The 24,182-nt window shown below is 65.8% G+C and carries 24 protein-coding genes; 7 read left to right on the plus strand and 17 right to left on the minus strand.

The features are described from left to right. Positions 1-111 precede the first annotated feature (111 nt). From K2O50_RS10445 to lpxO, 3 genes are all read right to left on the minus strand, one after another. Positions 112-681, minus strand: a complete 570-nt coding sequence (locus K2O50_RS10445; RefSeq protein ID WP_050706169.1) for a GNAT family N-acetyltransferase — start codon at positions 679-681, stop codon at positions 112-114. Positions 682-759: 78 nt separating this feature from the next. Next, positions 760-1,104 carry a carboxymuconolactone decarboxylase family protein gene (locus K2O50_RS10450; RefSeq protein WP_046856072.1) on the minus strand — a complete coding sequence of 115 codons (345 nt, stop codon included), beginning with the start codon at positions 1,102-1,104 and terminating at the stop codon, positions 760-762. A gap of 247 nt (positions 1,105-1,351) precedes the next feature. After that, positions 1,352-2,251, minus strand: a complete 900-nt coding sequence (gene lpxO / locus K2O50_RS10455) for a lipid A hydroxylase LpxO (protein WP_050706168.1) — start codon at positions 2,249-2,251, stop codon at positions 1,352-1,354. Positions 2,252-2,466: 215 nt separating this feature from the next. Here lpxO and thpR point away from each other — a divergent pair, with 215 nt between their 5' ends. Continuing rightward, positions 2,467-3,012 carry an RNA 2',3'-cyclic phosphodiesterase gene (thpR, locus tag K2O50_RS10460; protein ID WP_050706194.1) on the plus strand — a complete coding sequence of 182 codons (546 nt, stop codon included), beginning with the start codon at positions 2,467-2,469 and terminating at the stop codon, positions 3,010-3,012. Positions 3,013-3,043: 31 nt separating this feature from the next. Here the strand turns inward: thpR and K2O50_RS10465 are convergent, their stop codons facing one another. Beyond that, positions 3,044-3,652, minus strand: a complete 609-nt coding sequence (locus K2O50_RS10465) for an NAD(P)H-dependent oxidoreductase (RefSeq protein WP_050706167.1) — start codon at positions 3,650-3,652, stop codon at positions 3,044-3,046. A gap of 93 nt (positions 3,653-3,745) precedes the next feature. Here K2O50_RS10465 and K2O50_RS10470 point away from each other — a divergent pair, with 93 nt between their 5' ends. Then, positions 3,746-4,342, plus strand: a complete 597-nt coding sequence (locus K2O50_RS10470) for a TetR/AcrR family transcriptional regulator (protein WP_050706166.1) — start codon at positions 3,746-3,748, stop codon at positions 4,340-4,342. Positions 4,343-4,499: 157 nt separating this feature from the next. On the opposite strand, the gene K2O50_RS10475 is transcribed toward K2O50_RS10470, so the two are convergent. Then, positions 4,500-5,405 carry an AraC family transcriptional regulator gene (locus K2O50_RS10475; RefSeq protein WP_050706165.1) on the minus strand — a complete coding sequence of 302 codons (906 nt, stop codon included), beginning with the start codon at positions 5,403-5,405 and terminating at the stop codon, positions 4,500-4,502. A gap of 178 nt (positions 5,406-5,583) precedes the next feature. On the opposite strand from K2O50_RS10475, the gene K2O50_RS10480 reads away from it, so the two are divergent. Continuing rightward, positions 5,584-6,636, plus strand: coding sequence for an NAD(P)-dependent alcohol dehydrogenase (locus tag K2O50_RS10480; protein ID WP_050706164.1), 1,053 nt, complete (start codon positions 5,584-5,586; stop codon positions 6,634-6,636). Positions 6,637-6,671: 35 nt separating this feature from the next. Here K2O50_RS10480 and K2O50_RS10485 read toward each other — a convergent pair whose 3' ends face one another. Continuing rightward, positions 6,672-7,331 (minus strand): DUF3313 domain-containing protein, encoded by a 660-nt coding sequence (locus K2O50_RS10485; RefSeq protein ID WP_050706163.1) that lies wholly within the window; start codon positions 7,329-7,331, stop codon positions 6,672-6,674. Then, positions 7,328-7,666, minus strand: coding sequence for a hypothetical protein (locus K2O50_RS10490; protein ID WP_050706162.1), 339 nt, complete (start codon positions 7,664-7,666; stop codon positions 7,328-7,330). Before K2O50_RS10490 ends, K2O50_RS10485 begins: the two co-directional genes overlap by 4 nt. 120 nt (positions 7,667-7,786) lie before the next feature. Here K2O50_RS10490 and K2O50_RS10495 point away from each other — a divergent pair, with 120 nt between their 5' ends. Continuing rightward, positions 7,787-8,533: a response regulator gene (locus K2O50_RS10495; RefSeq protein ID WP_050706161.1), complete on the plus strand. Its 747-nt coding sequence runs from the start codon at positions 7,787-7,789 to the stop codon at positions 8,531-8,533. Then, entirely contained in the window at positions 8,530-9,864 is a 1,335-nt protein-coding gene (locus tag K2O50_RS10500; RefSeq protein WP_050706160.1) for an ATP-binding protein, read from the plus strand. The genes K2O50_RS10495 and K2O50_RS10500 overlap by 4 nt, the downstream gene beginning before the upstream one ends. A gap of 5 nt (positions 9,865-9,869) precedes the next feature. Here the strand turns inward: K2O50_RS10500 and K2O50_RS10505 are convergent, their stop codons facing one another. Both K2O50_RS10505 and K2O50_RS10510 read right to left on the minus strand, forming a co-directional pair. After that, entirely contained in the window at positions 9,870-11,177 is a 1,308-nt protein-coding gene (locus K2O50_RS10505; protein ID WP_050706159.1) for a phosphate ABC transporter substrate-binding/OmpA family protein, read from the minus strand. 249 nt (positions 11,178-11,426) lie between these two features. After that, positions 11,427-12,824: a cytosine permease gene (locus K2O50_RS10510; protein WP_050706158.1), complete on the minus strand. Its 1,398-nt coding sequence runs from the start codon at positions 12,822-12,824 to the stop codon at positions 11,427-11,429. Positions 12,825-13,086: 262 nt separating this feature from the next. Here K2O50_RS10510 and K2O50_RS10515 point away from each other — a divergent pair, with 262 nt between their 5' ends. Then, positions 13,087-13,974 carry an EamA family transporter gene (locus tag K2O50_RS10515; RefSeq protein ID WP_050706157.1) on the plus strand — a complete coding sequence of 296 codons (888 nt, stop codon included), beginning with the start codon at positions 13,087-13,089 and terminating at the stop codon, positions 13,972-13,974. A gap of 18 nt (positions 13,975-13,992) precedes the next feature. On the opposite strand, the gene K2O50_RS10520 is transcribed toward K2O50_RS10515, so the two are convergent. The 4 genes from K2O50_RS10520 to K2O50_RS10535 all read right to left on the minus strand — a co-directional run bounded on the left by K2O50_RS10520 (position 13,993) and on the right by K2O50_RS10535 (position 17,106). Continuing rightward, a complete protein-coding gene (locus tag K2O50_RS10520) occupies positions 13,993-14,577 on the minus strand; it encodes a LysE family translocator (RefSeq protein WP_050706156.1) in 585 nt (194 codons plus the stop codon). 49 nt (positions 14,578-14,626) lie between these two features. Beyond that, a complete protein-coding gene (locus K2O50_RS10525; RefSeq protein WP_050706155.1) occupies positions 14,627-15,457 on the minus strand; it encodes an AraC family transcriptional regulator in 831 nt (276 codons plus the stop codon). A gap of 79 nt (positions 15,458-15,536) precedes the next feature. Continuing rightward, positions 15,537-16,151, minus strand: coding sequence for a LysE family translocator (locus tag K2O50_RS10530; RefSeq protein WP_050706154.1), 615 nt, complete (start codon positions 16,149-16,151; stop codon positions 15,537-15,539). Between the two features lie 34 nt (positions 16,152-16,185). After that, positions 16,186-17,106: a LysR family transcriptional regulator gene (locus K2O50_RS10535; RefSeq protein WP_050706153.1), complete on the minus strand. Its 921-nt coding sequence runs from the start codon at positions 17,104-17,106 to the stop codon at positions 16,186-16,188. Positions 17,107-17,210: 104 nt separating this feature from the next. Here K2O50_RS10535 and K2O50_RS10540 point away from each other — a divergent pair, with 104 nt between their 5' ends. Next, complete coding sequence (locus tag K2O50_RS10540; RefSeq protein ID WP_050706152.1) at positions 17,211-17,864, plus strand: oxygen-insensitive NAD(P)H-dependent nitroreductase NfsB; 654 nt, start codon at positions 17,211-17,213, stop codon at positions 17,862-17,864. Positions 17,865-17,957: 93 nt separating this feature from the next. Here the strand turns inward: K2O50_RS10540 and K2O50_RS10545 are convergent, their stop codons facing one another. From K2O50_RS10545 to K2O50_RS10560, 4 genes are all read right to left on the minus strand, one after another. Beyond that, entirely contained in the window at positions 17,958-19,154 is a 1,197-nt protein-coding gene (locus K2O50_RS10545) for a DUF6708 domain-containing protein (protein ID WP_082337772.1), read from the minus strand. Then, positions 19,154-21,772 carry a T6SS effector BTH_I2691 family protein gene (locus tag K2O50_RS10550; protein ID WP_050706150.1) on the minus strand — a complete coding sequence of 873 codons (2,619 nt, stop codon included), beginning with the start codon at positions 21,770-21,772 and terminating at the stop codon, positions 19,154-19,156. The genes K2O50_RS10545 and K2O50_RS10550 overlap by 1 nt, the downstream gene beginning before the upstream one ends. Positions 21,773-22,015: 243 nt before the next feature. Then, positions 22,016-22,990 carry a PDR/VanB family oxidoreductase gene (locus K2O50_RS10555; RefSeq protein WP_050706149.1) on the minus strand — a complete coding sequence of 325 codons (975 nt, stop codon included), beginning with the start codon at positions 22,988-22,990 and terminating at the stop codon, positions 22,016-22,018. A gap of 57 nt (positions 22,991-23,047) precedes the next feature. Then, the gene (locus K2O50_RS10560) at positions 23,048-24,169 is read right to left on the minus strand and encodes an aromatic ring-hydroxylating dioxygenase subunit alpha (protein WP_050706148.1); all 1,122 of its coding nucleotides are present in this window, start codon (positions 24,167-24,169) and stop codon (positions 23,048-23,050) included. Positions 24,170-24,182: the final 13 nt, after the last annotated feature.

A 24,182-nucleotide genomic window follows, 5' to 3' on the forward strand; every position in this document is an offset into this window, starting at 1 on the left:
GTTGAGCCTGCGTTGAATCCGTCGCGGGACAGACCCTCTTTCACGCCATACTCACCCAAACGGACGGGCATGGCGTGGGAGCGGGCTGTTCCGCGATGACATCAACGCTGTCTAGCGTCCGCGTCGGCGCGAAACCCGCGCCTCGATGTTCTTGCGCCCGATCAGCAGCGCCGGTTTTTCCACCACCGGTTCGTCGGCCAGCCACTTGTACATCACCAGGCAGTCCACCAGGCCCAGCTCGGCATGGCGATACGCCTTGGGCAGGCGCCCGACGGTCTCGAAGCCGAGCTTGTGCCACAGCGCCACGGCCACCTCATTGCTGGCCACCACCGAATTGAACTGCAGGGCCAGGAAGCCCTCCTGACGCGCCAGCTTCTGCGAGTGCTCGCACATCAGCCTGGCTACACCCCGGCCACGGGCGTGCGCGCAGACCATGTAGCCGCAGTTGCCGACATGTCCGCCGGGGCCGGCGGCATTGGCCTTGAGGAAGTAGGAACCGAGCAGCACGCCGTCCTCTTCGGCCACCAGTGTGCGCAGCGGGGTTTCCAGCCACAGCCGGCGTGCCTGGTCGAGGTCCAGGGCGGGGTCGAAGGCGTAGGTCTGGCGGGCCTGGACAATGGCCTGGAAGGTCGGCCAGAAGCGCTCGAAGTCTTCCGGGGTCATGGGACGGATCTGGATCATGGCGGTTCCTGCACGGGCTGAACCGTCAAGTCTGGGTGTCGCGGCGCCGTCGCGCAAGGGCGGCGGCGCCATGAAGTGTCAGGCGCCGGCCTTGCCCACGGCGTCCAGCGCCCTGGCCGAGTAGACCAGCGCGGCGCCGGCGTTCATCGCCACCGCCACGCCGAGGGCTTCGGCAATCTCTTCGCGGGTGGCGCCGTGCTTGACCGCCTGCTGCGAATGCACGGCGATGCAGCCGTCGCAGCGGGTGGTGACGGCCACGGCCAACGAGATCAGCTCACGGGTCTTGGCATCCAGGTGGTTGGTCTTGGCCCCGGCGCCGCTGGCGGTCATGTAGCCGGCCACGGTATCGGGAGAGAGTTGCTTGAGATCGCCGATGCCGGCCATCAACTGCTTACGGTAGGCGTCCCAGTCCATCATGCTCATCATCTTCACCTTGTCAGGTTGGCAACAGGAGCTATCAGGCTAGTCGATGTTTGGCGGGAGGGAACTGAGTTCGCAGGTAGTCCGCGCACCCTGTGGGAGCGGGTTTACCCGCGAACACCGGCGGAGCCGGTGCCAGGCACCGCGCTGGATTCTTCGCGGCTAAAGCCGCTCCCACAGGACCCTGTTAAATCAATGCGTTATGTGCAGTTCCATGAGAGCGGCCAGTGTGGCCTGCGAGGGTGGCGGATCAGATGTAGATGAACACCAGCACCAGCGCCGCGACCACCGCCCACTTCTCCAGGTAGTAGCGGGTGCGGTTGCGTTTCTTCATCGCCTTGCCGCGTTCGCGGATCTTGTAGATGCGGGTGAACAGGCGGTTGATGCCGCCGGTCTTGTCGCTGGCATCGTTGGGCGCGGCGGCGGCGGCCATCACGTTGCGGCTGAACCAGCGGTTGAACGCCTCGGCCCAGCGGTACTTGAGCGGGCGCTCGACGTCGCAGAACAGGATGATGCGGTTGTGCTCGGTGGTGTTGGCCGCGTAGTGGATGTAGGTCTCGTCGAACACCACGCCTTCGCCGTCACGCCAGGAGTACTTCTCGCCGTCCACGTCGATGTAGCAGCCATCGTCGTTGGGCGTGTCCAGGCCCAGGTGGTAGCGGTAGGAGCCGGCGTACGGGTCGCGGTGGCGCACCAGCTTGGCGCCCGGCGGCAGGGTGGCGAACATTGCCGCCTTGACCGTGCCAATGCCGGCGAGCAGTTCGGTGGTGCGCGGGCACAGGGACATCGCCGACGGGTGGCTCTCGCCGTACCACTTCAGGTAGAAGCGCTTCCAGCCGGTCTTGAAGAACGAGTTGAAACCGACGTCGTCGTAGTTGTCGGACTTCTTGATCTCGCCGGCCTGCAGCAGCTGCTGGCCTTCCTCGCGGATCTCCTGCCAGTGGTCCTGCAGCACCTGCAGCTCGGGGAAGGCGCTGACTGGCAGGTACGGCTTGGCCGGATGCTTGGAGAACAGGTACAGGAAGGCGTTGACCGGGGCCAGGAAACTGGAGTGATCGCCCAGCTGGCGGGTCAGCTTGTGACGAACCCGACCGCGCAGGTGAACATAGGCGATCGAGAGGACGAAGATCAGTACGAGTGCAATTTTCATGGACGTTTACTTGTCGAAAAATGGCCATGCGCCATGGCGTAAGCCCGCCAGCATAAACAATCGTGGCGCGGGTTTGTACTTATTGTTACGTCTTGTCTGACCGACTTAGGTGCAATGGCTGACAGGTTGCGCAAACGATTCAACAGCTTATGTCGCTGTTTTGCATGGGCAGGGCGCTACACTCGATGGCGCGAACCGTTATCAGGGAGACTCGCATGGTCCAGGATCCGCGCCCCAGTGGCGCGCCGTTCAAACGGCTGTTCTTCGCCTTGCCGGTCAGCGACCAACAATGCCGTGCCCTGGCGCAGTGGCGTCGAGGGCTGAACCTGCGCAGCGGCAAACCAGTGCCTGCGGAGAATTTCCACGTCACCTTGCTGTTTCTCGGTGACGTGGACGCCGAGCAGGTGCCGGCAATCTGCGCGGCGGTCGATCGGCTCAGACTGCCCGATGCACCGTTGCGCCTGGTGCTGAACCGTTTGCAGGCATGGTCGCGCGCGGGGGGGCTGGTGCTTGAGCCCGAGCAACCACCCGCCGGGCTGCGGCAGTTAGTGTACGCGTTGCAGCAGGCTGTCCTGCCGCTGGGGCTGGAGGGGAAACCAAGGGAGTATCGCCCGCACCTGACGCTGTCCCGCGATTATCGGGCGCAGGTGCCCGAAGCGCGCCAGGCACCGGAGTTCTTCCTCGCTCCCCGTCATTTTGTGCTCTACGAATCGCGAAAGGAGCGCTATTGGCCGCTGGCGCGGTGGGCGCTGGATCAATAGGAGCGAGGCCAGGCCGCTCCTGTAGCGAAGGCTAGACAACCGGCACTGCTTGCCTTTCGCTGACGAACAGGCGTTCCCCCAGTGCGCGCGCGCTGCGCAGATGCCGCGTGGGATCCTGTCCCTCACTGTCCTCCAGCAGCGTCGAGCTCAGGACCCGGGCACCGCAGTAGTCGAAGATGCCGTGCTCGATCTGCACGCGCATGGCTTCGCCATAGCCATGGCGCTCGAAGGTGCCGGCATCGGCGCCGGCCACGCCGACCAGGTGCGCGGTCATCCCGTGCAGCAGCTTGGTGGTGCTGCCGTCGGCGGCCTGGTCGAAGGCCCAGCCGTTGCTGAACACTCGCTCGACCCAGCCCTTGAGCAGGGCCGGCAGCGACCACCAGTAGATGGGGTAGACCATGACCACGGTGTCGGCCCGCTCGATGCGCGCCTGTTCGGCCAGTACATCGGCCGGTGGCTTGCCCAGGCGGCGGTGCACGGCGTGGTCGGCCAGGCCGAAGCGTGGGTCGAAGCCTTCGCTGGCCAGGTCGGCGAACTCGCTGGTATGGCCGGCGGCGCGCAGGCCCTCGGCGATCTGCTGGGCGAGGGCGTGGGTGAGGGAGTCGGGGTCGTGGTGACCGATGACGATCAGGGCATGCATGGTGGAATCTCCAGAATCAGGATGCAGGGACACCGGGAGCGTTATATACTCGAGGTAAGTTACGCTTAGTAAGTTACTTTTGGTAGGTAAGCGATGTCAAGCGAGGAAAAGACCGCGCCGCGCAAACGCCTGTCCCGCGAGGAGCGCCGGCGCCAGTTGCTGGATGTGGCCTGGCGGCTGGTACGCGAGGAGGGCACCGATGCCTTGAGTCTGGGATACCTGGCCGAGCAGGCCGGGGTGACCAAGCCGGTGGTGTACGACCATTTCGAGACCCGCAACGGCTTGTTGCTGGCGCTTTACCAGGAATACGACGCCCGCCAGACCGCCATGCTCGACAAGGCCCTGGCCGGCTGCCCGGCCGGCCTGGCGGAGCGGGCCTGGGTGATTGCCGAGGCCTATGTGGACTGCGTGGCCACCCAGGGCCGGGAGATTCCCGGGGTCAGCGCCGCGCTGGCCGGCTCGCCGGAGCTGGAGGCGCTCAAGCGCGGCTATGACGGGCCGTTCATGGACAAGTGTCGCGAAGCGCTGTTGCCGTTCGCGCCGGGTGGCGATATCGGCGTGGCCGGGCTGTGGGTGCTGGTGGGCGCGGCGGATGCGCTGTCCCTGGCGGCGGCGGCCGCAGAGCTGACGGCTGAAGCGGCCAAGCGCGAGTTGCAGGCGACCATTGTGGCGATGGTTCTGCGGCAGTAGGCGATCATCGTGCAAGTGATTTTTGTAGCGGATCGCGCGACCTGCGTGGGAGCGGGCTTGCCCCGCGATGGGGGGCATGGCACCGGCTGCGCCGGTGATCGCGGGGCAAGCCCGCTCCCACGCATCCTGCTCTTGCAGTCTGCCACGACGGCCCCGATCAGGCCGGCAGGCTCTGGTACGGCTGTTCTTCCCCCGGGCTGCGGGCGAACTGGCGCTTGTACTCGCGGCTGAACTGCGAGGTGCTCTGATAACCCACCCGGTGCGCCACCTGGGCCACGCCCAGCCCCTCGCCGATCAGCATCTGCTGCGCCTTGAGCAGGCGCAGGCGCTTGAGGTACTGCATCGGCGCCAGGTCGGTGCAGCGCTTGAAGTGCTCGTGGAAGGTCGACACGCTCATGTTCGCCCGGCTGGCCAGCTCATCCACCCCCAACGGCTCGGCGTAGTGCTCGCGCAAGTAAGTCAGGGCCGCACCGATCCGGGCGAAATGCCCCTGTTGCTCGACCAGCGCCCGGAGCACGCCGGCCTTCGGCCCGCGCAACGCGGTGTAGAGCACCTCGCGCACCCGCGCCGGCCCCAGCACCTTGGCGTCCAGTGGGTCCTGCAGGCACTGCAGCAGGCGTTCGACGCTGTCGCGCATGGCCGTGTCCAGCACTGCCGAGGTCATCGACTGTGGCGTCTGTGCCTGCACCGCGGCATCCGGCCCCAGATCCATACTTTGCACCAACTCGCCGATCAGGGCGCGGTCGATGTCCACCGCCACACCCAGCAGCGGCGCCTGGGGCGTGGCAAAGGTCTCGCACATGAACGGTACCGACAGCGCCTGCACCAGGTAATGCCCGGCACCGTACTCCAGGGTACGTGGGCCCAGGCGCGCCAGCTTGCTGCCCTGGGCGAGGATGATCAGGCTGGGTTCGTAGATTTGCGGGCTGCTGGCCACGTAGTGGTCCCAGGTCAGGACCTGAACCTGGGGCAGGAGGGTGGGCACGAACCCCGGGCCTGTGGCGAGGGCGCGAATCAGTGAGCAGAGCGTGGCATTGGCATCCACATGGCGAGTCAGGTGCATGATGAACCCGGGCAGAGAATCGGACACTGGCATCTTCGCAGATTCACGGGGTCATGCCAGAGGCTGGCGGCAAGGTCCGGAGAATCAGGCATGCATGCCGGAGAATCGGCGGTGGGCGAGGCGGGTAGCGGCGCCCAGAATGCGCAAACTGAATCGTTTCACTTGCACGAGGTACTCCATGTACACCGCCATCGGTTACGCCGCCCAATCGCCCACCAGCCCCCTGGCCCCCATGACCTTCCAGCGCCGCAGCCCGCGGCCCGACGATGTGGTCATCGAGATCCTCTACTGTGGCGTGTGCCATTCCGATATCCACCAGGCCCGCAACGAATGGGGCATCGCCGTGTACCCGCTGATGCCGGGCCACGAGATCGTCGGCCGGGTCAGCGCGGTGGGCGCGCAGGTCAGCCGTTACCAGGTCGGCGATCTGGTCGGCGTCGGCTGCATGGTCGATTCCTGCCGTCACTGCGAGGCCTGTCGCCAGGACGTCGAGCAGTACTGCCTGGAAGGCCCGACCATGACCTACGCCACCCCCGACCGGGTCGACGGCAGCAACACGATGGGTGGCTACTCCAGCAGCATCGTGGTCAGCGAGCATTTCGTCCTGCGCATTCCCGAGGGCATGGACCTGGCCAGTGCGGCGCCGATCCTGTGTGCCGGCATCACCACCTATTCGCCCCTCAAGCACCACGGCGTGGGCCCCGGGCACAAGGTGGGCGTGCTGGGCATGGGTGGCCTGGGCCATATGGGCATCAAGCTGGCCAAGGCCCTGGGCGCGCAAGTGACCCTGTTCACCCGCTCCGCGGCCAAGGCCGAGGAAGCCCGTCGCCAGGGCGCCGACCATGTGATCGTCTCCACCGATGCCGAACAGATGCGCAGTGCGGCGGGCCGCTTCGATTTCCTGCTCGACACCATTCCGGTGCAGCACGACCTCAACCCCTACCTGCAAACCCTGAAGTTCGGTGGCGTGCATATCCTGGTCGGGTTGATCGAGCCGGTCGACCCGCCGGTGCATGCGGCCAACCTGGTGATGCAGCGCCGGGTGCTGGCAGGTTCCTTGATCGGCGGTATCGCCGAAACCCAGGAGGTGCTCGACTTCTGCGCCGAGCATGGGATCAGCTGCGATATCGAAATGCTCGACATCCGCAACATCAACCAGGCCTATGAGCGGATGATCGCCGGCGACGTGAAGTACCGCTTCGTCATCGACATGGCCACGCTCAAGGCCTGACCAAGCGGACTGGGCTTGTCCTGTGAAGCGTCACGCTACCTGAGCGGCGCCGCGTAGCCCTGGCGCAGGTCCACGGCCCAGCCGTCGAGCACGGCCTTGACGTTGTCGGCGGTCATCACCTGGCGGTCGTTATCCAACGGCACGCCGGTACCCGCGAGCATCGCCTCGCCGACCACCTTGCCGCTCGCGCCCGCCTCGAACGACAGCTCGCTGGCGATCGCGCTGTCCCGGTCGCGAATGCCGGCGGCACTGCTCACCCCGGCCGCGACCAGGGTGATCGGCAGCCACTCGTAGAAGCGCAGGCCCTGGGTGTCGGCGCTGATGCGGGTGATGGCCGGCCTGACCACCAGGGTGTTCGGGCCGGGCCTGTCGACCACCGTCATCACCTTGCCCAGTTCGTTGCGCAGTACCGCGTCATAGTAGTGGGTGATGCTGGCAAGGGTGGCCTGGGGGATGCGCGTGCTCGGCTCGGGAGCCGGGTAGAACCGGCTGGGTGCCAGGTAGACCTCGATGTAACGGCCCTTTGGCCATTTCGGGTCGGCCCAGCTGAGCACCGTTGCGCCCGAAGGCGCCTGGTGCGGGGTGAGTAATCCGTAGTCCTTGAGATAACCGGTCGGTGTCGGCTTGTTGCTGCTGCACGCGGACAGGCCCAGGGTGGACGTCAGCACCAGTGCCAGGAGGTGACGCCGACTCATGGGTGGCGAACCTCGCGCCGGGTCGGAAGGGCCGCTTGCAGGTGGGGCACGTCCTGCGATGTCTGGATGCGCAGCTGCCCGCGTGCCATCAGCCAGTGCACGAGGTCACGGACGGGAACGGTGTGGCTGTACTCGACCCATTCGCCAAAGGCCGGGTCGTAGTGTTCGAAATACCGGCGCAGGGTGACGTAGCCCTGTTCGTCTGCCAGCTCCAGGCACTCCTGCTGCACGATCAGCGAACCCGATTGTCCGCGCTGGGTGTTGCGCTGGCTGAGGATCAGGGACGCGGAGCCCTCATGCCCATCGGTGCTGTTGCGGCTGTCGACTATCTTCATGGGGAGCCCTCGGTAGTGGAAGGCCGCCAGGGTGAAGGGCCATCGTTGCCGGGTGATGTCCACTTTGTGTCGTGCGTGACGAAATGTTGCGTGATTGAAATAAATGACCCGCGTGGCGCAATGGTTTTAGATACGCCCTTTTCCCGGACCGGTATCACCGTGAGCAGACTGTTGATCGTCGATGACGACGTCGAAATCCTCGCCTTGCTGAAGCAATTCTTCGTCCAGCACGGTTACGAGGTGGACCTGGCCGCCGAGGGGCAGGCGATGTGGGCCGCCATCGCCCGGCAGCGCCCGGATGCGATCATCCTCGACCTGATGCTGCCCGGCGAAAGTGGCCTGGGATTGTGTCAGAAGTTGCGTGCGCAGCTCGGGGTACCGGTCATCATGCTCACCGCCATGGCCGAGCTGAGCGACCGTATCATCGGCCTGGAACTGGGCGCCGACGACTACCTGACCAAACCGTTTGACCCTCGCGAACTGCTGGCCCGCCTGCGCGCCGTGCAGCGCCGGGTTGGTGAACAGCCGCCGCGCGGAGAGGCGGCGCGTCCGGTGATCGGCTTCGCCGGTTGGCAGCTGGACATCACTTGCCGCGAACTGCGCTCGCCCGAGCGGGTGATGGTGCCGCTGTCCGGCGCCGAGTTCGATTTGCTGGTGGTGTTTCTCGAGCACCCGCAGCGCATCCTCACCCGCGAGCAATTGATCGACCTGACCCGTGGGCACGGGCATGACGCCTTCGACCGCAGCATCGATGTGCAGGTCAGCCGCCTGCGGCGCAAGATCGAGCCCGACAGCAAGCGCCCGGACCTGATCCGCACGGTGCGCAATGGCGGCTATCTGTTCAGCGCCAAGGTGAGCCGTTCGTGATCCGCCGCCTGCTGGGCCGCGATACCCTGCGCAAGCGCATCGCCCTGACCATTTTCACCGCGCTGCTCGCGTCGTTGGCGTTCAACGCCCTGTTCGTCCAGGTCGCTGGCAATTGGGCGCGCCCACCCATCGAGCGCACCGGCCTGCTCGAACAGATCGCCGTGACCACACGGGTGATCGAGACCGCGCCGGCGACGCTGCGCAGGCAGTTGGCCGAGGCGGCGAGCACGCCAACGCTGCGGGTGACCTGGAGTACCCGGCGTGACGACTTTGGCCTGCCGGGCCCGGGCACATTGCTCAACTCCGGGCAGGTGCCGGCGATGGCGCAGCTATTGGGGCCCTCGCGACTGATCGAGGTGTACAACCCGGACGACTGGCCTGCGGGCAGCACCGAGGCGCATTACGTGGCGCTGCTCGCCCTGGCCGATGACAGCTGGCTGCTGTTCGTGCCGCCGGAGCGCAGCTGGGGCATGAGCGCGACGGCGCGCCTGGCGGTGGTCATCGGCCTGGGGCTGGTGGCGACATTGCTGGTGGCCTGGCTCGCCACCCGCCAGCTGGCCGCGCCGCTGCAACGCTTTGCCAGCGCGGCGCGGCGCTTCGGCGGCGATCTGCAGGCGCCGCCCATCGCTATCGAAGGTCCCGAGGAAATCCGCCAGGCAATCATCGCCTTCAACACCATGCAGGCGCAGATCCAGCACTTTCTTCGCGAGCGCACCCATATGCTCGCGGCCATCTCCCATGACTTGCGCGCGCCATTGACGCGCATGCGTCTGCGCAGCGAGTTCATGGAGGACCTGGACCACCAGCGCAAGCTGATCCGCGATGTCGACGAAATGCAGACGATGATCAACGAGGCCCTGGCGTTCTTCCGCGAAGGCACGCAGTTGGAGCAGCGCACGGCCTACGACCTGTCGGAGCTGTTGCAGACCCTGGTCGACGACTATCGTGACCAGCACATAGACGTCGCTTTCAAGGGGCCGGCGCATCTGGTGCACGACGGTCGTCCGCTGGCGACCAAGCGGGTGATCGTCAACCTGCTGGAAAATGCCATGAAGTATGCCCGCGACCCGCAGGTTACCCTGCGCCGCACGGCTCACCTGATCGTCATCGAAGTGCGCGACAGTGGTCCGGGGATTCCCGAGGAGGCACTGCAGCAGGTGTTTGAGCCATTCTACCGGCTTGAGGGGTCGCGCAACCGCGACACCGGCGGCGTCGGCCTCGGCCTCTCGGCCGCCCGGGCCAGCGTGCGCGAGCAGGGCGGCGAGCTGACCTTGCGCAATCGCGTGGGCGGTGGGCTGGTGGCGCGGGTCGAACTGCCCGATGGCGGCTGAGCGGGTCAGTACACCCACACCTCGACCCGGCGGTTGCGCAGGCGCCCTTGCTCCAGGTCGTTGCCGGCCACCGGCAGTTCGTCGCCCATGCCCGCTACATCCCTGACCTGCACCCCGGCCCGGGCCAGCTCCCGGCGTACCGCCATGGCCCGCAGGCGCGACAGCAGCGCGGCGCGGCCCGGGGTTTCCTTGGGGTCGCCGAAGCCCACCAGCACTACCTTGCCCTGCAGCTTGCCGGCCTGGCGTAGGTAGTCGCCGACCCGCTGCACATCGCGCAGGGCCTTGTTGTCGAGGCCGGCGCTGCCCTCCTGGAAGCGGAAGTTCACGCTCAGGCGCTGCGCCTCGCCGGCCAGCGCCCGGTAACGCGGCGGCATGTCGGCCTGGGCCGCGACCTGCTGCGGCTTGATCTGCTGGGAGACGAAGCCCTGTTCGGCGACGATGGCCTGGCCGGCGGGGCCCTGGGCGAACTCGGCGAGGGCCCTGGCTTGTGCCGTGGGGTGGGCGGGGAGGTAGAAGAACAGGCGCCGCGACAGCGGGTAGTCCTCGCTGGCCACCAGGGCGCGGCTGGGCGCAAGCGCCGGGGCGTCACCCTCGGCCACGGCCAGCGGCTTGGCCCGGTGGACCGTGCCAAGGCCGCTGAAGCCGATGGCCTGGCGGTCGGCCATGACCTGGGCGGCCAGCTCGTCGGCGGATTCGAAGCGCCGCACCTGGGGGGCCAGTGTCGCTTGCTGGGGGGCAAGCACCAGCGCCTTGAAGGTTTCGAAGGTGCCGGAGCGATCATCGCGGGCATACAGGTGGATCGCCCCGCCGGGCACGCCCAGCTGTTCCCAGCGCTGCAGCTGGCCGGAGAACACCTGGGCCAGTTGCTCGGTGGTCAGTTGCGTGAGCGGGTTGTCCGGGTGGACGATCACCGCCACGCCATCCAGGCCGATCACCTGTTCCGAGCCTGCGCCGCGCAGGTTGCCCAGGGCCTGCAACTGTTGCGCCTCGCTGTCGCTGATCGGCCGCGAGGCCGCGGCCAGGTCGGTCTCGCCCCGGGCCAGCGCGACAAAGCCGGTGCTGGTGCCATGGGCGGCGATGTCGATGCGCACGGGCTGGCCGTCTGGACCGACGGCGTGGACTTCGGTCTCGTTGCTCGTGGCGCCGGGCCGGCGCTCGATGGCGCTTGCACCCTGGGCCTGCAGCAGCCCCTGCACCAGGGCCGGGCCAAGGGCCGCGCCGATGGTGTTGGAGCCCTGGATACGCAGTTGCGCGGGCCCGGCGCAGGCCAGGCCCGGGAGCAGGCACAGCAGAAGCAGAAGCAGGCGAGGCATGCCGGAGACCTGTGGCATAGAGTTGCGCCGCAGATTACGACAGTTGCTTGACCGAAAGATGACAGCGCTCTGGCAGAAGCGGGCTAAACATAACGCTTGGATTTAGACAGGACTGCGTGGGAGCGGCGGTGCGCCGATGCGACTTGCCCCGCGAAGCGATATATGGCACCGGCATAGCCGGTGATCGCGGTGCAAGTCGCATCGGTGCACCGCCGCTCCCACGAATTCATATTTCAATCAGCACCCGGCTCAGCGCCCCTCCGGCACGATGATCCCGACCGGCGCCTCGGCCGCCCGGCGGCGGGCCACGCAGTAGTACAGCACGCTCGGCACCACCAGGCCGATCAGCCACGACACGTCCACGCCGCCCAGGTGCGCGACCATGGGCCCGGTGTACAGCTTGGTGTCGATGAACGGCATCTGCACCAGCACGCCGAAGGTGTACACGCCGATACCCGGCCAGTTCCAGCGCCCGTAGCGACCGTCAGGGTCGGCCAGCGCCGGGATGTCGTAGCGCTCCTTGGTGATGAAGTAGTAGTCCACCAGGTTCACCGCGCTCCACGGCACGAAGAAGGTCAGCAGGAACAGGATGAACGACTTGAACGCGCTGAGGAACGAATGCTGGCCGAGCAGGGCGACCAGGGTCGCGGCGCCGACGATGCCGAGCACGAACACCAGGCGCTGGATTCGGCTGATCTGCAGGTGGCCACGGAAACCACTGATGATCGTGGCGATGCACATGAAGCTGCCGTAGCTGTTGAGGGTGGAGATGGTCACCTTGCCGAAGGCGATGCAGAAGTACAGCAGCGCCGCCGTGGTGCCGGCGCCGCCCAGGCCGACGATGTAGGCCACCTCGCGCCCGGAGAACTGGCCGCCGGCGATGGCCGCGGCGAACACGCCGAGGATCATCGAGGCCTGGGCGCCGATCACCGAGCCCAGGCCGGCGGCGAGGAAGGTCTTGAGCGGCGAGGTATGGCTGGGCAGGTAGCGCGAGTAGTCGGCCACGTACGGGCCGAAGGCGATCTGCCAGGACGCCGCCAGCGACACCGCCAGCAGGAAGCTGGCCCAGCTGAAGTGGCGGTTGTCGAGCAGCTGTCCGATGTCGGCGAGCATCAGGATACGGCTGAACAGGTAGACGAAGGCGATGATCCCCAGCACGCTGGCCACGCGACCGATCCAGTGAATCACCCGGTAGCCGGCCAGGGTCGCCAGCACGATCACCCCGGCGAAGATCAGGATGCCGGCGCTGTCACTGATGCTCAGCAACTGGCCGATGGCCTGGCCGGACAGCACCGTGCCGGTGGCGGTGAAGCCCAGGTACATCAGGCACACCAGGGCCATGGGGATGGCCGCGCCGTATACCCCGAACTGCACGCGGCTGGAGATCATCTGCGGCAGCCCCAGGCGCGGCCCCTGGGCGGCGTGCAGGGCCATCACCGCGCCGCCGACCAGTTGCCCGAGCAGCAGGCCGATCAACGACCAGAACACATCGCCGCCCAGCACCACGGCCAGGGCGCCGGTGACGATCGCGGTGATCTGCAGGTTGGCTCCCAGCCACAGGGTGAATTGGCTGTAGACGCGTCCATGGCGTTCAGACTCGGGGATGTAGTCGATCGAGCGGCGCTCGATCACGGGTTTGCTGGACATCGGGGAGGGCTCCGCTTCGTTGTTTTTGTGAAAGGCGGCGGCTATCGGCGGGACGCAGGGCGGATGGCCGAAACCTGATATGAGCATGTATATACAAGTCTGGTCAAGTGAAGCTTGCGCAGGGTTTTCATGGGTTCTGCGCAGCCATCACAGCCGACTGTTGCGCAAGGCTGGCGCGCAACTGTGCTGGTCCGCGGCTGCGCGATGCCCTTATGCTGTAACCAAATATGTCTATAACAAGCCTGAAGAAGGAATGCGTGCCATGCCACTCAAGGACCTGCTGATCGCCCTGGTGGTGATCATCGCCTGGGGCGTCAATTTCGTGGTCATCAAGGTCGGCCTCGACGGCCTGCCGCCGATGCTGCTGGGGGCATTGCGCTTTCTGCTGGTGGCCTTTCCGGCGGTGTTCCTGATCAAGCGCCCGAACCTGCCCTGGCGCTGGTTGATCGCCTACGGCGCGACCATTTCCCTGGGCCAGTTCGCCTTCCTGTTCCAGGCCATGGCCAGTGGCATGCCGCCGGGGCTGGCCTCGTTGGTGCTGCAGTCCCAGGCGTTCTTCACCTTGGGCTTCGCCGCGCTGTTCCTTGGCGAGCGGCTGCGCCTGGCCAGTGTGCTGGGATTGCTGGTGGCCGCCGGCGGCCTGGCGGTGATCGGCAGCGAGGACAGTGGCCACGTGCCGCTGCTCGCACTGCTGCTGACCCTGTGCGGCGGCGCCATGTGGGGCATGGGCAACATCATCACCCGGCGCTTCGGCAAGGTCGACCTGGTCGCCCTGGTGATCTGGGGCGGGCTGATCCCGCCGCTGCCGTTCCTGGCGCTGTCCTGGTGGCTGGAAGGGCCCGAGCGCATCGGCCATGCCTTGGCCAACATCGGTTGGAGCTCGGTGCTGGCCCTGGCCTACCTGGCCTTCGTCGCCACCATGGTCGGCTACAGCCTGTGGAGCACCCTGTTGTCGCGCCACCCGGCGGGCAAGGTGGCGCCGTTCTCGCTGCTGGTGCCGGTGGTGGGCCTGAGTTCCTCGGCCCTGTTGCTGGGCGAGCGCCTGAGCGAGGCCCAGGGCTGGGGCGCGCTGCTGGTGATGCTCGGGCTGCTGATCAATGTGTTCGGGCCGCGCCTGGGGTTGCATCTGCGCGCGGCTACCGCGCGCTGAAGGCCGATGCGCGCCGGGTCACACCAGCAAGGCCGACCACGCCGACACCAGCAGCAGTCCGGCCAGGCCCTGATTGAACACCCGCAGCGCCTGGGGCGAACGTAACCAGCGGGCGCTGCCGATACCCATCAACGCCCACGCGGTCATGCTCGGCAGGGCGATCAGCAGGAACACCAGGCTCAGCCACCACATCGGCAGTGCCGGGCCGGCGAACAGGCCGACCATTGCCACCGCCGTCACCCACACCTTGGGGTTGACCACCTGCAGGGTCGCCGCGCTCAGCGGGCCCAGGCCGCTATCGCTGCCCGCCTGCAGCGGCGCACCGGCGCTGCGCAGCATCTTCCAGGCCAGCCAGCTGAGCCACAGGGCGCCCACCCAACTCATGACCTGCTGCGCCAGCGGGTAGCGCAGCAACAACTCGCCCAGCCCCAGGCCCACCAGCAGCACCACTGTTGCCGCCGCGCAGCACGCCGTCACGATCGGCGCCAGGCTGGCACGCAGGCCGCGTTGAGCACCGTGGGCGAGGATCAGCAGGTTGGTCGGCCCGGGGCTGATGCTGGCGGCCAGGGCGAAGAGAATGAAGGGCAACAGCGTGTGCGACATGGTCAAGGCTCCGAGTGATCGAAGCGCCATGGTCGCGCCGGGCGCGGGTTCAGTCTGGAAGGTTTGAGCAACGCTTGCGGTAATCCGCCGGGGTCAGCCGGTAGGCGCGGCGGAACCAGCGGCCCAGATGGCTCTGGTCGGCAAAGCCCAGGGAGGTGGCGACGCTGGCCGGCGTTTCACCCAGGGCCAGCCGCCGCCGTGCACGGGCCAGGCGCAGCTGGATCAGGTAGGCATGGGGCGCCAGGCCGAAAGCTGCCTTGAACGCCCGGGTCAGGCGGAAGCGGTCGACGCCGCACACCTGCGCCAGCTCGACCAGGCCGATGTCCTGGTCCAGGTGCGCGTGCAGGTAATCGCGGGCGACCTGGGCGCACAGCGGCAAGCGCGGATCGGGGTCCAGGCGCTTGCGCCAGTGCAGGTGGCCGGTGAGGCAGGCCAGCAGGTCGTCCAGGGCGGTCTGGCGGACGATGCGCAGGTCGTTGTAATGCACCGTCTCGAAGGCCCGGGCGGTGGCAACGGCCAGACGCGGATCCTGGTGCAGCAGGGTGCCGAAGCTGGGCAGGGCGCCCGAGGGCGCGTGTTCGAACAGGGCGCGCAGCTCGGTTTCCAGCCAGTTGGCATCCAGGTACAGGGTCGAGTAGGTGAACCCCTCTCTGGTAGGCGCATGGCCGTCGTGCAGGTCGCCCGGCTCGAGCACGAACACCTGGCCGGGGGTGCTGTTGTGGCGTTGGCGACGGCAGTTGAACTGCTGTACGCCCTGTTCGGTCACCCCGACCAGAAAGCTGTCGTGCCAGTGCGGGTCGTAGGCATGGCCGGTGAAATGGGCGCGGACCGACTCGATGCCGGTGTCGGCGTCCTGTCTGAGGTCGATCCAGTTGCTCATGGGCGTGGGCCGTGCGGGTGTCGGTAGACGACCTTAACGCAGAAACGGCCCGGGCGTTTAGAACGATTGTGCAGCCCTGTCAGCGCTGGGCGAACGCCAGGTTGATGCCAAGCCCGGCGAACGAGGCGGCGAAGCTGCGCCGTAGCCAGGCCTGCACCTGGGGCGAGTCGATGACGGCGCGGCGGAACAGGTGGGCAAGCAGGCCGTAGATCACGAAGACGACGAAGGTCATGGCCATGAACACCGCGCTCAGGCCGAGCATCTGCACGGTCGCGGAACCGGCCTGGGGGCTGATGAACTGCGGCAGGAAGGCGAGGAAGAACAGCGTCAGCTTGGGGTTGAGGATGTTCAGCAGGCAGGCCTTGAGCACCAGCTGGCCGGCGCTGGCCGGGGTGGCCTGGGTGTCCACGGCGAAGGCCGCGCGGTCGCGCCAGGTGGCATAGGCCAGGTACAGCAGGTAGGCGACGCCGGCGAACTTCAGGCCCTGGAAGGCCAGGGCGCTGGTGTGCAGCAAGGCCGAGAGGCCCAGCACCGAGGCCAGCAGGTGCGGGACGATACCCAGGGTGCAGCCGGTGGCGGTCCACAGGCAGGCGCGGCGCCCGGCCACCAGGGCGCTGGAGACGGTGAGGATGACCCCGCTGCCGGGAATCAGCACGATGATCAGCGCGGTAACGAGAAACTCCAGGCTCGGCATGAATGACAGCTCCTTGCAGTCGGGGGTGGATGCACTATACGCCCGGCGACAGCGGCTGCAACATGCCCTCCGGGCGCAGCGTGGCGAAGCGCTCGCGCAGCCACAGGTGCAGCTGGGCCACCGCCGGGGTGAGCTGTTTGCGGTGCGGGCACACCAGGGTCACCGGGGTCAGCTCGCCGGGGTGTTCGGGCAGCAGGACCTCCAGCTCGCCGGCGGCGACATTGGCGCTGACGTCCAGCCACGACTTGTAGACGATGCCTTCGCCTTCCAGCGCCCAGCGCCGCACCACGTCGGCGTCGTCGCTGAACAGCGGCCCGCGCACCTGCACGGTGCGGTTGCCCAGTCGCCATTTGTCGTAGACCCGGCTCTGCTGCAGGTACAGCAGGCAGTCGTGCTGCTGCAGGTCGTCGGGGCTGCCCGGCCGGCCATGGCGGGCCAGGTAGTCGGGCGAGGCCACCAGCACCCGACGGTTCCACGGCGCCAGGGGCAGGGCGATGTAGTTGGCGTCCTCGTTCTGGCCGTAGCGGATGGCCACATCCACCGGGTCGCGGTAGAGGTCGGCCAGCTGGTCGGAGAGAAAGAAGCGCAGGCCGAGCCCCGGGTGCTCGCGGCGAAACGCGCTGAGCCAGGGCCGCAGCAGGTTGCGCCCCATGTCTGACGGTGCCGCTACTTGCAGCACACCGCGCAGGCAGCTGTGGCTGCCGTGCAGGTCCTCGCGGCCCTGGCGCAGGGCATCGAGCACGCGCTGGGCGGTGGGCAGGTACAGCTCGCCCTCGGCGGTCAGGCGCAGGCTGCGGGTGGTGCGGGCGAACAGGCGCACATCCAGTTCGCGTTCCAGGCGCTTGATTGCCGCTGCCACCTGGCCGGGCAGCAGGTCGGCCTCGTGGGCCGCCGCGGTAAAGCTGCCCAGGGCGCTGGCACGGGCGAACAGTTCGAGGTCGTTGATGCGCAGCATTTTCACTCCAGGGATGAAAGTGTTGCTGCATTGTGCTGGTTTTTCTTTGCCGCCGGGAAGATAAGATGCAGCTCATTCACGATCCCTTTGAGGAATTGCCGTAGATGGATACCGTTGCCCTCGCCAAACGCCGTTACACCACCAAAGCCTACGACGCCAGCCGCAGGATTCCCCAGGCCACCATCGATGCCTTGCTCGAGCAGCTGCGCCACAGCCCGTCCTCGGTCAACTCGCAGCCCTGGCACTTCGTCGTGGCCGACAGCGCCGAAGGCAAGGCGCGCCTGGCCAAGGCCACCGACGAGCGTTTCGCCTACAACAGCCCGAAGCTGCGCGACGCCTCCCATGTGATCGTGTTCGCCGCCCGGACCAACATGACCGAGGCCCACCTGCAGGCGGTGCTGGCGCAGGAGGCCGCCGACGGGCGCTTCCGCACCGAACAGGCCCGTGACGGCCAGGACCAGACCCGCCGCGGCTACGTCGACCTGCACCGCCATGACTTCAAGGACCTGCAGCACTGGATGGAGAAGCAGGTCTACCTGGCCCTGGGCACCGCACTGCTGGGCGCCGCCGCCCACGGCCTGGACGCCACGCCGATCGAAGGCTTCGACGCCAAGGCCCTGGACGCCGAACTGGGCCTGCGCGAGCAGGGCTTCACCAGCGTGGTGCTGCTGAGCCTGGGCTATCGCAGCGAGGAGGATTTCAATGCCGGGCTGAGCAAGTCGCGGTTGCCGGCGGCAGAGGTGTTTACTTTTCTGTGATTGATGGTAGGTAGGGCTGTACCCTGCAACTATCAGGTGAGCAGCCGTGTCCTGGCTGCGACGCCCTCCATGTTGGCCGAGGTCAGCCTGGCTCTAGGGCTGACCGATACTGTCGACCCCATGGGGCGTATCCTTCTCGATATCGGGAGTTTGACTTGGGCTCTTGGGCCGACGTTTAGAGGCACGGGGTTTTCTCTCCGGCCGTTTGCCAGGGCGTATGGCCCAGAGGTAGGCGTTTTCCCGCAGCCTCTCCTGGATATGGGGTGGGTAATCGTCAACGGTGGTCACTGCCGGGACGGGTTTTCCCGGCAGGCCGGCTTCACGGATGACCCTGGGCCATCGAGGCTTCCAGCACAGTAGGAGACTCACCCAGTGGCCTGTTCCGATGATCAGGAAGGCAGGAGAGAGCAGTAGCAGGCCGCATTTGAGGACGCGTGGGGAACTGCGGAAGTAGTGGGTCAGACCTTCGAACTGAGGCGTGAAGGCTTGCCAAGGCCAGGGGAAGTGCGAGGTGATGTGGGGGCGTGGCAGTCCTTCTGGACCTTCATCCATGAAGCGACGGATAAACTCCCATTCGGCTTGAAGCTCCGCGAAATTGTTCGCGGACTTGCCTACCCAGATCAGTTCGGTACGTAGTGTGCCGGTGAAGGCGGACGACCATGTGAGCGCCAACGGGAGACCCACACCACTTGCTATGGTAGATTTTTTATCCGCGCCGCTGGACGATACACCGTTCCACGGGAGCGTGACGATTCCACCACAGTAGGCAGGGCGGTGGAGGTAGACCTGCTGGGTGATGCGGTTGAAACGTATCAACAAGTGGCGTGACGTGAACATTTCAAAACGTGTGAAACGCAAACCATATTTCAGATAAAACCACAAGATACAAAGGGTTGTGCTAAGAAAGAAAAGTGCTAAATATAGCCTTTCACCATACGGTTCTCCTTGATAATCAGAAGCAAGGTCGATTAAGGTTTTTATCGAGTTGAAAGCAATTTCTAGTCCGCTGATTATCATCATTATTACTGTGAGAGATAATATGCTGATTAGTCCGCGCTTATCTTCCCACATACCGCTGCGCATTTCGAGTACGTTCTCGTTGAATACGTAGACTGGCCCCCGACTTTTTGGGGCGTCGCATGCTGATTTTTTTGCGGCTGCAATTTCTTCTTCTTCTTCGCTTTCATAAATTATTCTCTTTTTTATAGTCTTGTTCTGTTTCTCAAAGGCTTCGCGCTCTTCTTTTGGGTCAATGGCAGCAAGCCATGAAAGCCATTCAAAAAAATACACTATATAACCTCGCTCATGGCGCTGAATAAGGCTTCTAGCTCTTCAGTGTCCTTCATGTATCCTTTGTCTGATGCTTTAAGGCGGAAGCAGCATTTGCTACACCACTTTTCCAATGCATCATCATCGATAATGAGTAAGGTTATAGTGGTGCCGAGTACGATAGCGCCGCCTATCCAGCTTAAGCGGCTCAGAAACATCATGGCAGTACGGTTGGCTGCCAGCTTTGCAGAAAGTGTGGAAAGAGTAGTAAGTAATCTGCTGGTTTTTTCACTGGTTGCGCTGATTGATAGCCACTGGAAAAGCGCACTTGCCTGCGAAAATGCTATTCCTCCCTGCCCCCAAAGGAGGGCGATCGTAGATCCAGCTCGCAGCCAATAAGTCGTAGCCAGCAATGATTTAGATCGAGCGGTGGCTTCTCTCGCATCTGAAACGTCCCACGCAATACTGACAACGCCGCCCACCGTCGCCAATCCCGCCCCCCACAGCCGATAGCGCCCCAGGCTGATGTCCGCTCCCCGTGCAATCGCGCTGCTCCGCCCGACGCCCAGCAGGGTCTGTTCCGTCCCCACTGCCAGTAACTCGAACCCCGCCGCCGCACTGGCCAATCCTGCGGCCACCACCTCGCTCCAGAAACGCCGGTCCTTGTCATCCCGCTGCCCCTGCAACAGGAGCAGCCCCGCCTCCAGCAGGAGCAGTCCACTGGCCAGCCGAAGCCGATAGAACGAATGAGCGTGAGCGCCCTGCAACGTCTCCACGTAGGCGCGATCAAGGCGTCGGACCATGGGGGCGGCCACCCGTCCTCGCGAGGGGGTGTCACCCTCGAGTGCGTGTTCACTCAGGCGCAGGTTGATGGCTTGCTCGCCCAGCGAGGCAATCAGGTAAGTGCCCAGGCGCCGGTACAGCAGGCGATCCATGTTGCCGGGGGCACCGGCCTGCAGGCTCTGGCGCCCCAGTTGACCCAGCCAGGCCAAGGCGCCGGCGGTGTTGAGGGCGCTGTGCTGGGCCAGCTGGTCGAGGTGGCCGTCCACCCGGCTGAACTGCGAGGCGAGTTCCTTGGCGTACTTGAGTGAAGTGTCCACCTGCTGCCAGTGATCGTATTCCGGCGGCAGTGCTTGCAGTGCCTGGCGTGTCTGCTCCAGTACCTCGGCAATGGCGCGCTGGTTGAAGACGAACGAGCGCAGGGCCAGGTTGTCGGGCGTCAGCGTGTCGGCATGCCACCACTGGGCGAGCAGCCGCGCTCCGGCTGACACGCCCTCCATGCCGACCACGCTGAGCCCGGTCTGGTGAGCGAAGCACAGGCCGCTGCGCAGGTCGTTCTCGTCGTAGTAGGCCAGGGCCGCGAGCAGTTGCTCAGATTGCAGCCAGACGAGATGGTCGTCGGCCCGCACGTCGGCCAGGCGCTGCGCTTCGAGGCCGTGGGATTCGAACCAGGCAAGCTGGTCATGCATGGCCTTGAGGTCGACGTGTGGCAGGTAACGCGCTTCGAACTGCCGGGCGAACTCGCCGTTGTTCGCCCGGGCCTCAAGGTCCTGGCGCCTGAGTGCGCCTGCGGTGTCGAGAATGCCTTCCTTGGCCTGCGCCCACCAGGCGGCCATCTGCGGGTTGGCGCCCTGATCGGCACCGGCGAGGTGGGCGCGCATGGCCTCTTTGTGACGGTCGACCAGCGCGGCGACCTTGCGCTCACTGAATTGCTGATGCAGTTCGGTGAAGGCCTGGGCGACCAGCACCTTGCGCTCGTTGCTGGGGCCGGGTTTTCCCGCGACCGACTCCGAGGCTTGCAGCCAATCCTTCAGGTGTTCCATGCCCGCGTTGCGCCAGGCATTGAGTTGCTGGGTGATGCCGATGGCATCCTCCACCACCACCGCGATACCACGGGCCTCGGGTTTGCCCGCAACCGGGCCCAGCATGTACCGGGCCGCCGTCAGCGAATGGACGCTGGTTTCACTGAACAGCTGGTTGTCCAGCAGCTTGCGCAATGAGCTGTCGGTTTCCGCAGCGAAATCGGCGACCAGGTCCAGTTGGTCATGGCGCAGCACATAAGGCCTGGGCGTCGGGCAGCCAAGGCCGGTGAAGGCGGCGACATCCACGGCCGGCAGCCTGTCGCGTCGACGCAGCAGTTGCTGCTGGGCCGCTTCGGTCAACGGGTCGGGGCTGTAGAACAGGCGCAGCTCAGCCAGGTCTTCGAGGTCATGGACGTTGAACGCCAAGGCCGTGTTGCGAATCATGTCGCGCAGGGTGTGGGCGTCTGTGGCGTCCGGCTCGGACTGCCCGGGGGCAACCAGCGACAATGAACCGTTCGCCGCAATGCGATAGGGCGGGTGCAGGCTGTGCTGCCCGCTGCGCTTGCGTTTCTCCATGACGTACAGGAAGCCTTGGCGCAGTGGCCGGATGGCATAGTCGGCATGCTGGAGCGTGGCAACGCTGTAGGGATGGCGCAGGTGATCGGGCAGGGTTGGCAAGCGCAGGCGCTGGCCGGTAGTGCCGCCAACGGCCGCATAGCGCAGGGGCAGGATGGTGAAGGTGCGCGTGCAATGGACGGCGGGCCCGCTGGCGAAGGGGGCTTCCAGGGCCTCGCAGTTCTGCCGAGTGATTTCGAGCAATTTGTTGAAGTCGAACATCCGATGTCCTCAGCGAAGCTGTTCATGCAGGTGTGTTAGTACCGAGCCCGTGGCTGTTGCAGCCAGCCACGGGCGACGTTACGCAGACCTGAAACACTAGCGAGGAACGGATTGTGGGTGGTCGACAGGGCTTCCCAAATCCGCGTAGGACGTTTCTCTGATTTTCCCTTTCAGCGCTTATTGGCAGTATTCAGTTACATCTCACCGGCGAACCCGCGCGGGCAGGCGATCCGCCGCCGAGCCTCAGAGATCCAGCACCAACCGCGCCGAGCGCGCCCGCGAGACGCACAGCATCATGGTCTGTTGCGAGGCTTTCTCCTCGTCGCTCAGGTACTGGTCGAAATGCTCGGCCTCGCCTTCGAGGATCGCCGTCTCGCAGGTGCCGCACACGCCTTCGCGGCACAGGCACTCGACCTTGGCGGCCTTGGATTTCTCGATGGCCTGGAGAATGGTCATGCCTTCCTCGACGGCCAGTTCGGTGCCGGAGCGCGCCAGTACCACGGTGAACGCCGAGCCTGTGGCCGGCGCGGCGGCGGCGAACTGTTCCCAATGCACGCGGGACTCGGCGATGCCGGCGGCGGCGGCGCTGGCGATCACCGCGTCGATCAGCGGCTTGGGCCCGCACACATAGAGATGGGCGTCATCGGCCAGCCCCGCGCACAGCGCGGCGAGGTCGAGCTTGCGCTCCAGGCTGTCGATATAGAAGTGGGTGTTGCCGGCATGCGGGCCTTGCGCCAGGTCGCCCTGGAAGGCGCCGTGCTCGGGGGCGCGGAAGGCGTAGTGCAGCTCGTAGGGGGTGCTGCCGCCTTCGAGCTCGTGCAGTTGCGCCAGGAACGGGGTGATGCCGATGCCGCCGGCGATCAGCACATGGCGCCCGGCGCTTGGGTCGAGGGCGAACAGGTTGTTGGGGGTGGAAATGGTCAGCTCGCTGCCCACCTCGACCTGCTGGTGCATGAACGCCGAACCGCCCTTGGACTGCTCCTCCAGGCGCACGCCGATCTGGTAGCTGTGCAACTGGCGCGGGTCGCTCATCAGCGAGTAGGCATTGCTGAACTGGCTGCCGCAGGCCGACTGCATCTGCACGATGACATGGCTGCCGCCGCTGAAGGCGGGCAGGGCGGCGCCGTCGGCGCGGGCCAGGGTGAAGCGCTTGATCTGCGGCGTGGCCTGTTCCACGTCGGTCACGCGCACCTTGAACATTTCGTATTGCTTGGCCATGGCGTACCTCGACAACGAAGCCCCGCGCCAGGCCCTGGCGCGGGGCGGGGAGCGTGTTCAGTCGTCCAGGTGGGCGACGGCGATCAGGTTGTGGAAGTGGGCGATGCCGTGCTCGCTTACGCCGCTGCGCTGCGAATCGACCATGATCCGGCCCTGGCCGCGGTAGCCGCGGGACTTCAGGCCCTTCTGCACGCTCTCGACCAGGCGCAGGTCCTCGGGGCGGAACACTTCGCGGTACCAGTCGATCAGCTTGTGCTGCTCCTCGCTGAGGTCCTTGTTGAGGAAGTAGATGTCGTAGTGCTGCAGGGTGGTCTCGGCATCGACCGGGAACTCGTAGATCACGGTCATGAAGTTGGCCCCTGGCGGTACGTTGAACATGGTGCACGGCCAGGCCCAGAAGCCGGCGAAGGACGGATCCTTGACCGTTTCATCGAACTTGAACGACTGCTCCGACGGCTTGGCCAGGCCGTACTGCAGGGTCCAGTTGCCGTGCAGGCTGTGGCTGTACTGGCCGACGTCCACCGAGTCGGAGAAGCCGGGGTGGGCCGGGGCGCAGTGGTAGCACTCGAGGTAGTTGTCGACGATCGACTTCCAGTTGGCCGGGGTGTCGCTGACGAAGCGCGCGGCCAGGTGCAGGTCGTCGATCACCGCGCAGGCCTCGCGCATGCGTTTTTGCATGCCGGGCAGCTGGTCTTCGACGGAACCGGCGTCGTTGTCCATGTTGATGAAGATGAAGCCGGCGTACTCTTCGACGCGCAACTGCACAAGCGTGGAGTTGTCCTTGTCGAAGTTGGCCACGTTCTCGCAGTTGCGCGCGTGGGCCAGTTCGCCGTCGAGCTTGAAGGTCCAGGCGTGGTACGGGCAGGTGATGACGTTCTTGGCCTTGCCGCTGCCTTCGAGCAGCTGGTGGCCGCGGTGCGGGCAGACGTTGTAGAAGGCGCGCAGCACGTCGTCGCGGCCACGCACGACGATGATGCTCTCACCGATCACCTGGCGGGTGATGTAGGCGTTTTTTTCGGCGACTTCGCTGCGGTGGCCGACGCAGATCCAGCTGCGGGCGAAGATCGCTTCCTTCTCGTGCTCGAAGACGGCGGCCTGGGTGTAGAACTTTGCCGGGAGGGTGAAGGCCTCTTCGGGGTTGGCACAGAAGTCGGCGGGCAGGCGTTTGAAATCGTTCATGGCTCTATCTCGG

Origin of the sequence: Pseudomonas sp. 2hn, assembly GCF_019646095.1 — a bacterium.
GTDB lineage: Bacteria > Pseudomonadota > Gammaproteobacteria > Pseudomonadales > Pseudomonadaceae > Aquipseudomonas > Aquipseudomonas peradeniyensis.

What these genes read in the sequence shown, in the direction of transcription:
- lpxO (WP_050706168.1), bottom strand. Translation starts at nt 2,251, where the DNA reads ATGAAAATTGCACTCGTACTGATCTTCGTCCTCTCGATCGCCTATGTT.
- K2O50_RS10510 (WP_050706158.1), bottom strand. Translation starts at nt 12,824, where the DNA reads ATGTCCAGCAAACCCGTGATCGAGCGCCGCTCGATCGACTACATCCCC.
- K2O50_RS10490 (WP_050706162.1), bottom strand. Translation starts at nt 7,666, where the DNA reads ATGAAGATAGTCGACAGCCGCAACAGCACCGATGGGCATGAGGGCTCC.
- K2O50_RS10445 (WP_050706169.1), bottom strand. Translation starts at nt 681, where the DNA reads ATGATCCAGATCCGTCCCATGACCCCGGAAGACTTCGAGCGCTTCTGG.
- K2O50_RS10560 (WP_050706148.1), bottom strand. Translation starts at nt 24,169, where the DNA reads ATGAACGATTTCAAACGCCTGCCCGCCGACTTCTGTGCCAACCCCGAA.
- K2O50_RS10475 (WP_050706165.1), bottom strand. Translation starts at nt 5,405, where the DNA reads ATGCACCTGACTCGCCATGTGGATGCCAATGCCACGCTCTGCTCACTG.
- K2O50_RS10520 (WP_050706156.1), bottom strand. Translation starts at nt 14,577, where the DNA reads ATGTCGCACACGCTGTTGCCCTTCATTCTCTTCGCCCTGGCCGCCAGC.
- K2O50_RS10530 (WP_050706154.1), bottom strand. Translation starts at nt 16,151, where the DNA reads ATGCCGAGCCTGGAGTTTCTCGTTACCGCGCTGATCATCGTGCTGATT.
- K2O50_RS10495 (WP_050706161.1), top strand. Translation starts at nt 7,787, where the DNA reads ATGGTTTTAGATACGCCCTTTTCCCGGACCGGTATCACCGTGAGCAGA.
- K2O50_RS10515 (WP_050706157.1), top strand. Translation starts at nt 13,087, where the DNA reads ATGCCACTCAAGGACCTGCTGATCGCCCTGGTGGTGATCATCGCCTGG.
- K2O50_RS10470 (WP_050706166.1), top strand. Translation starts at nt 3,746, where the DNA reads ATGTCAAGCGAGGAAAAGACCGCGCCGCGCAAACGCCTGTCCCGCGAG.
- K2O50_RS10480 (WP_050706164.1), top strand. Translation starts at nt 5,584, where the DNA reads ATGTACACCGCCATCGGTTACGCCGCCCAATCGCCCACCAGCCCCCTG.
- K2O50_RS10505 (WP_050706159.1), bottom strand. Translation starts at nt 11,177, where the DNA reads ATGCCTCGCCTGCTTCTGCTTCTGCTGTGCCTGCTCCCGGGCCTGGCC.
- K2O50_RS10465 (WP_050706167.1), bottom strand. Translation starts at nt 3,652, where the DNA reads ATGCATGCCCTGATCGTCATCGGTCACCACGACCCCGACTCCCTCACC.
- K2O50_RS10540 (WP_050706152.1), top strand. Translation starts at nt 17,211, where the DNA reads ATGGATACCGTTGCCCTCGCCAAACGCCGTTACACCACCAAAGCCTAC.
- K2O50_RS10450 (WP_046856072.1), bottom strand. Translation starts at nt 1,104, where the DNA reads ATGAGCATGATGGACTGGGACGCCTACCGTAAGCAGTTGATGGCCGGC.
- K2O50_RS10550 (WP_050706150.1), bottom strand. Translation starts at nt 21,772, where the DNA reads ATGTTCGACTTCAACAAATTGCTCGAAATCACTCGGCAGAACTGCGAG.
- thpR (WP_050706194.1), top strand. Translation starts at nt 2,467, where the DNA reads ATGGTCCAGGATCCGCGCCCCAGTGGCGCGCCGTTCAAACGGCTGTTC.
- K2O50_RS10525 (WP_050706155.1), bottom strand. Translation starts at nt 15,457, where the DNA reads ATGAGCAACTGGATCGACCTCAGACAGGACGCCGACACCGGCATCGAG.
- K2O50_RS10485 (WP_050706163.1), bottom strand. Translation starts at nt 7,331, where the DNA reads ATGAGTCGGCGTCACCTCCTGGCACTGGTGCTGACGTCCACCCTGGGC.
- K2O50_RS10555 (WP_050706149.1), bottom strand. Translation starts at nt 22,990, where the DNA reads ATGGCCAAGCAATACGAAATGTTCAAGGTGCGCGTGACCGACGTGGAA.
- K2O50_RS10535 (WP_050706153.1), bottom strand. Translation starts at nt 17,106, where the DNA reads ATGCTGCGCATCAACGACCTCGAACTGTTCGCCCGTGCCAGCGCCCTG.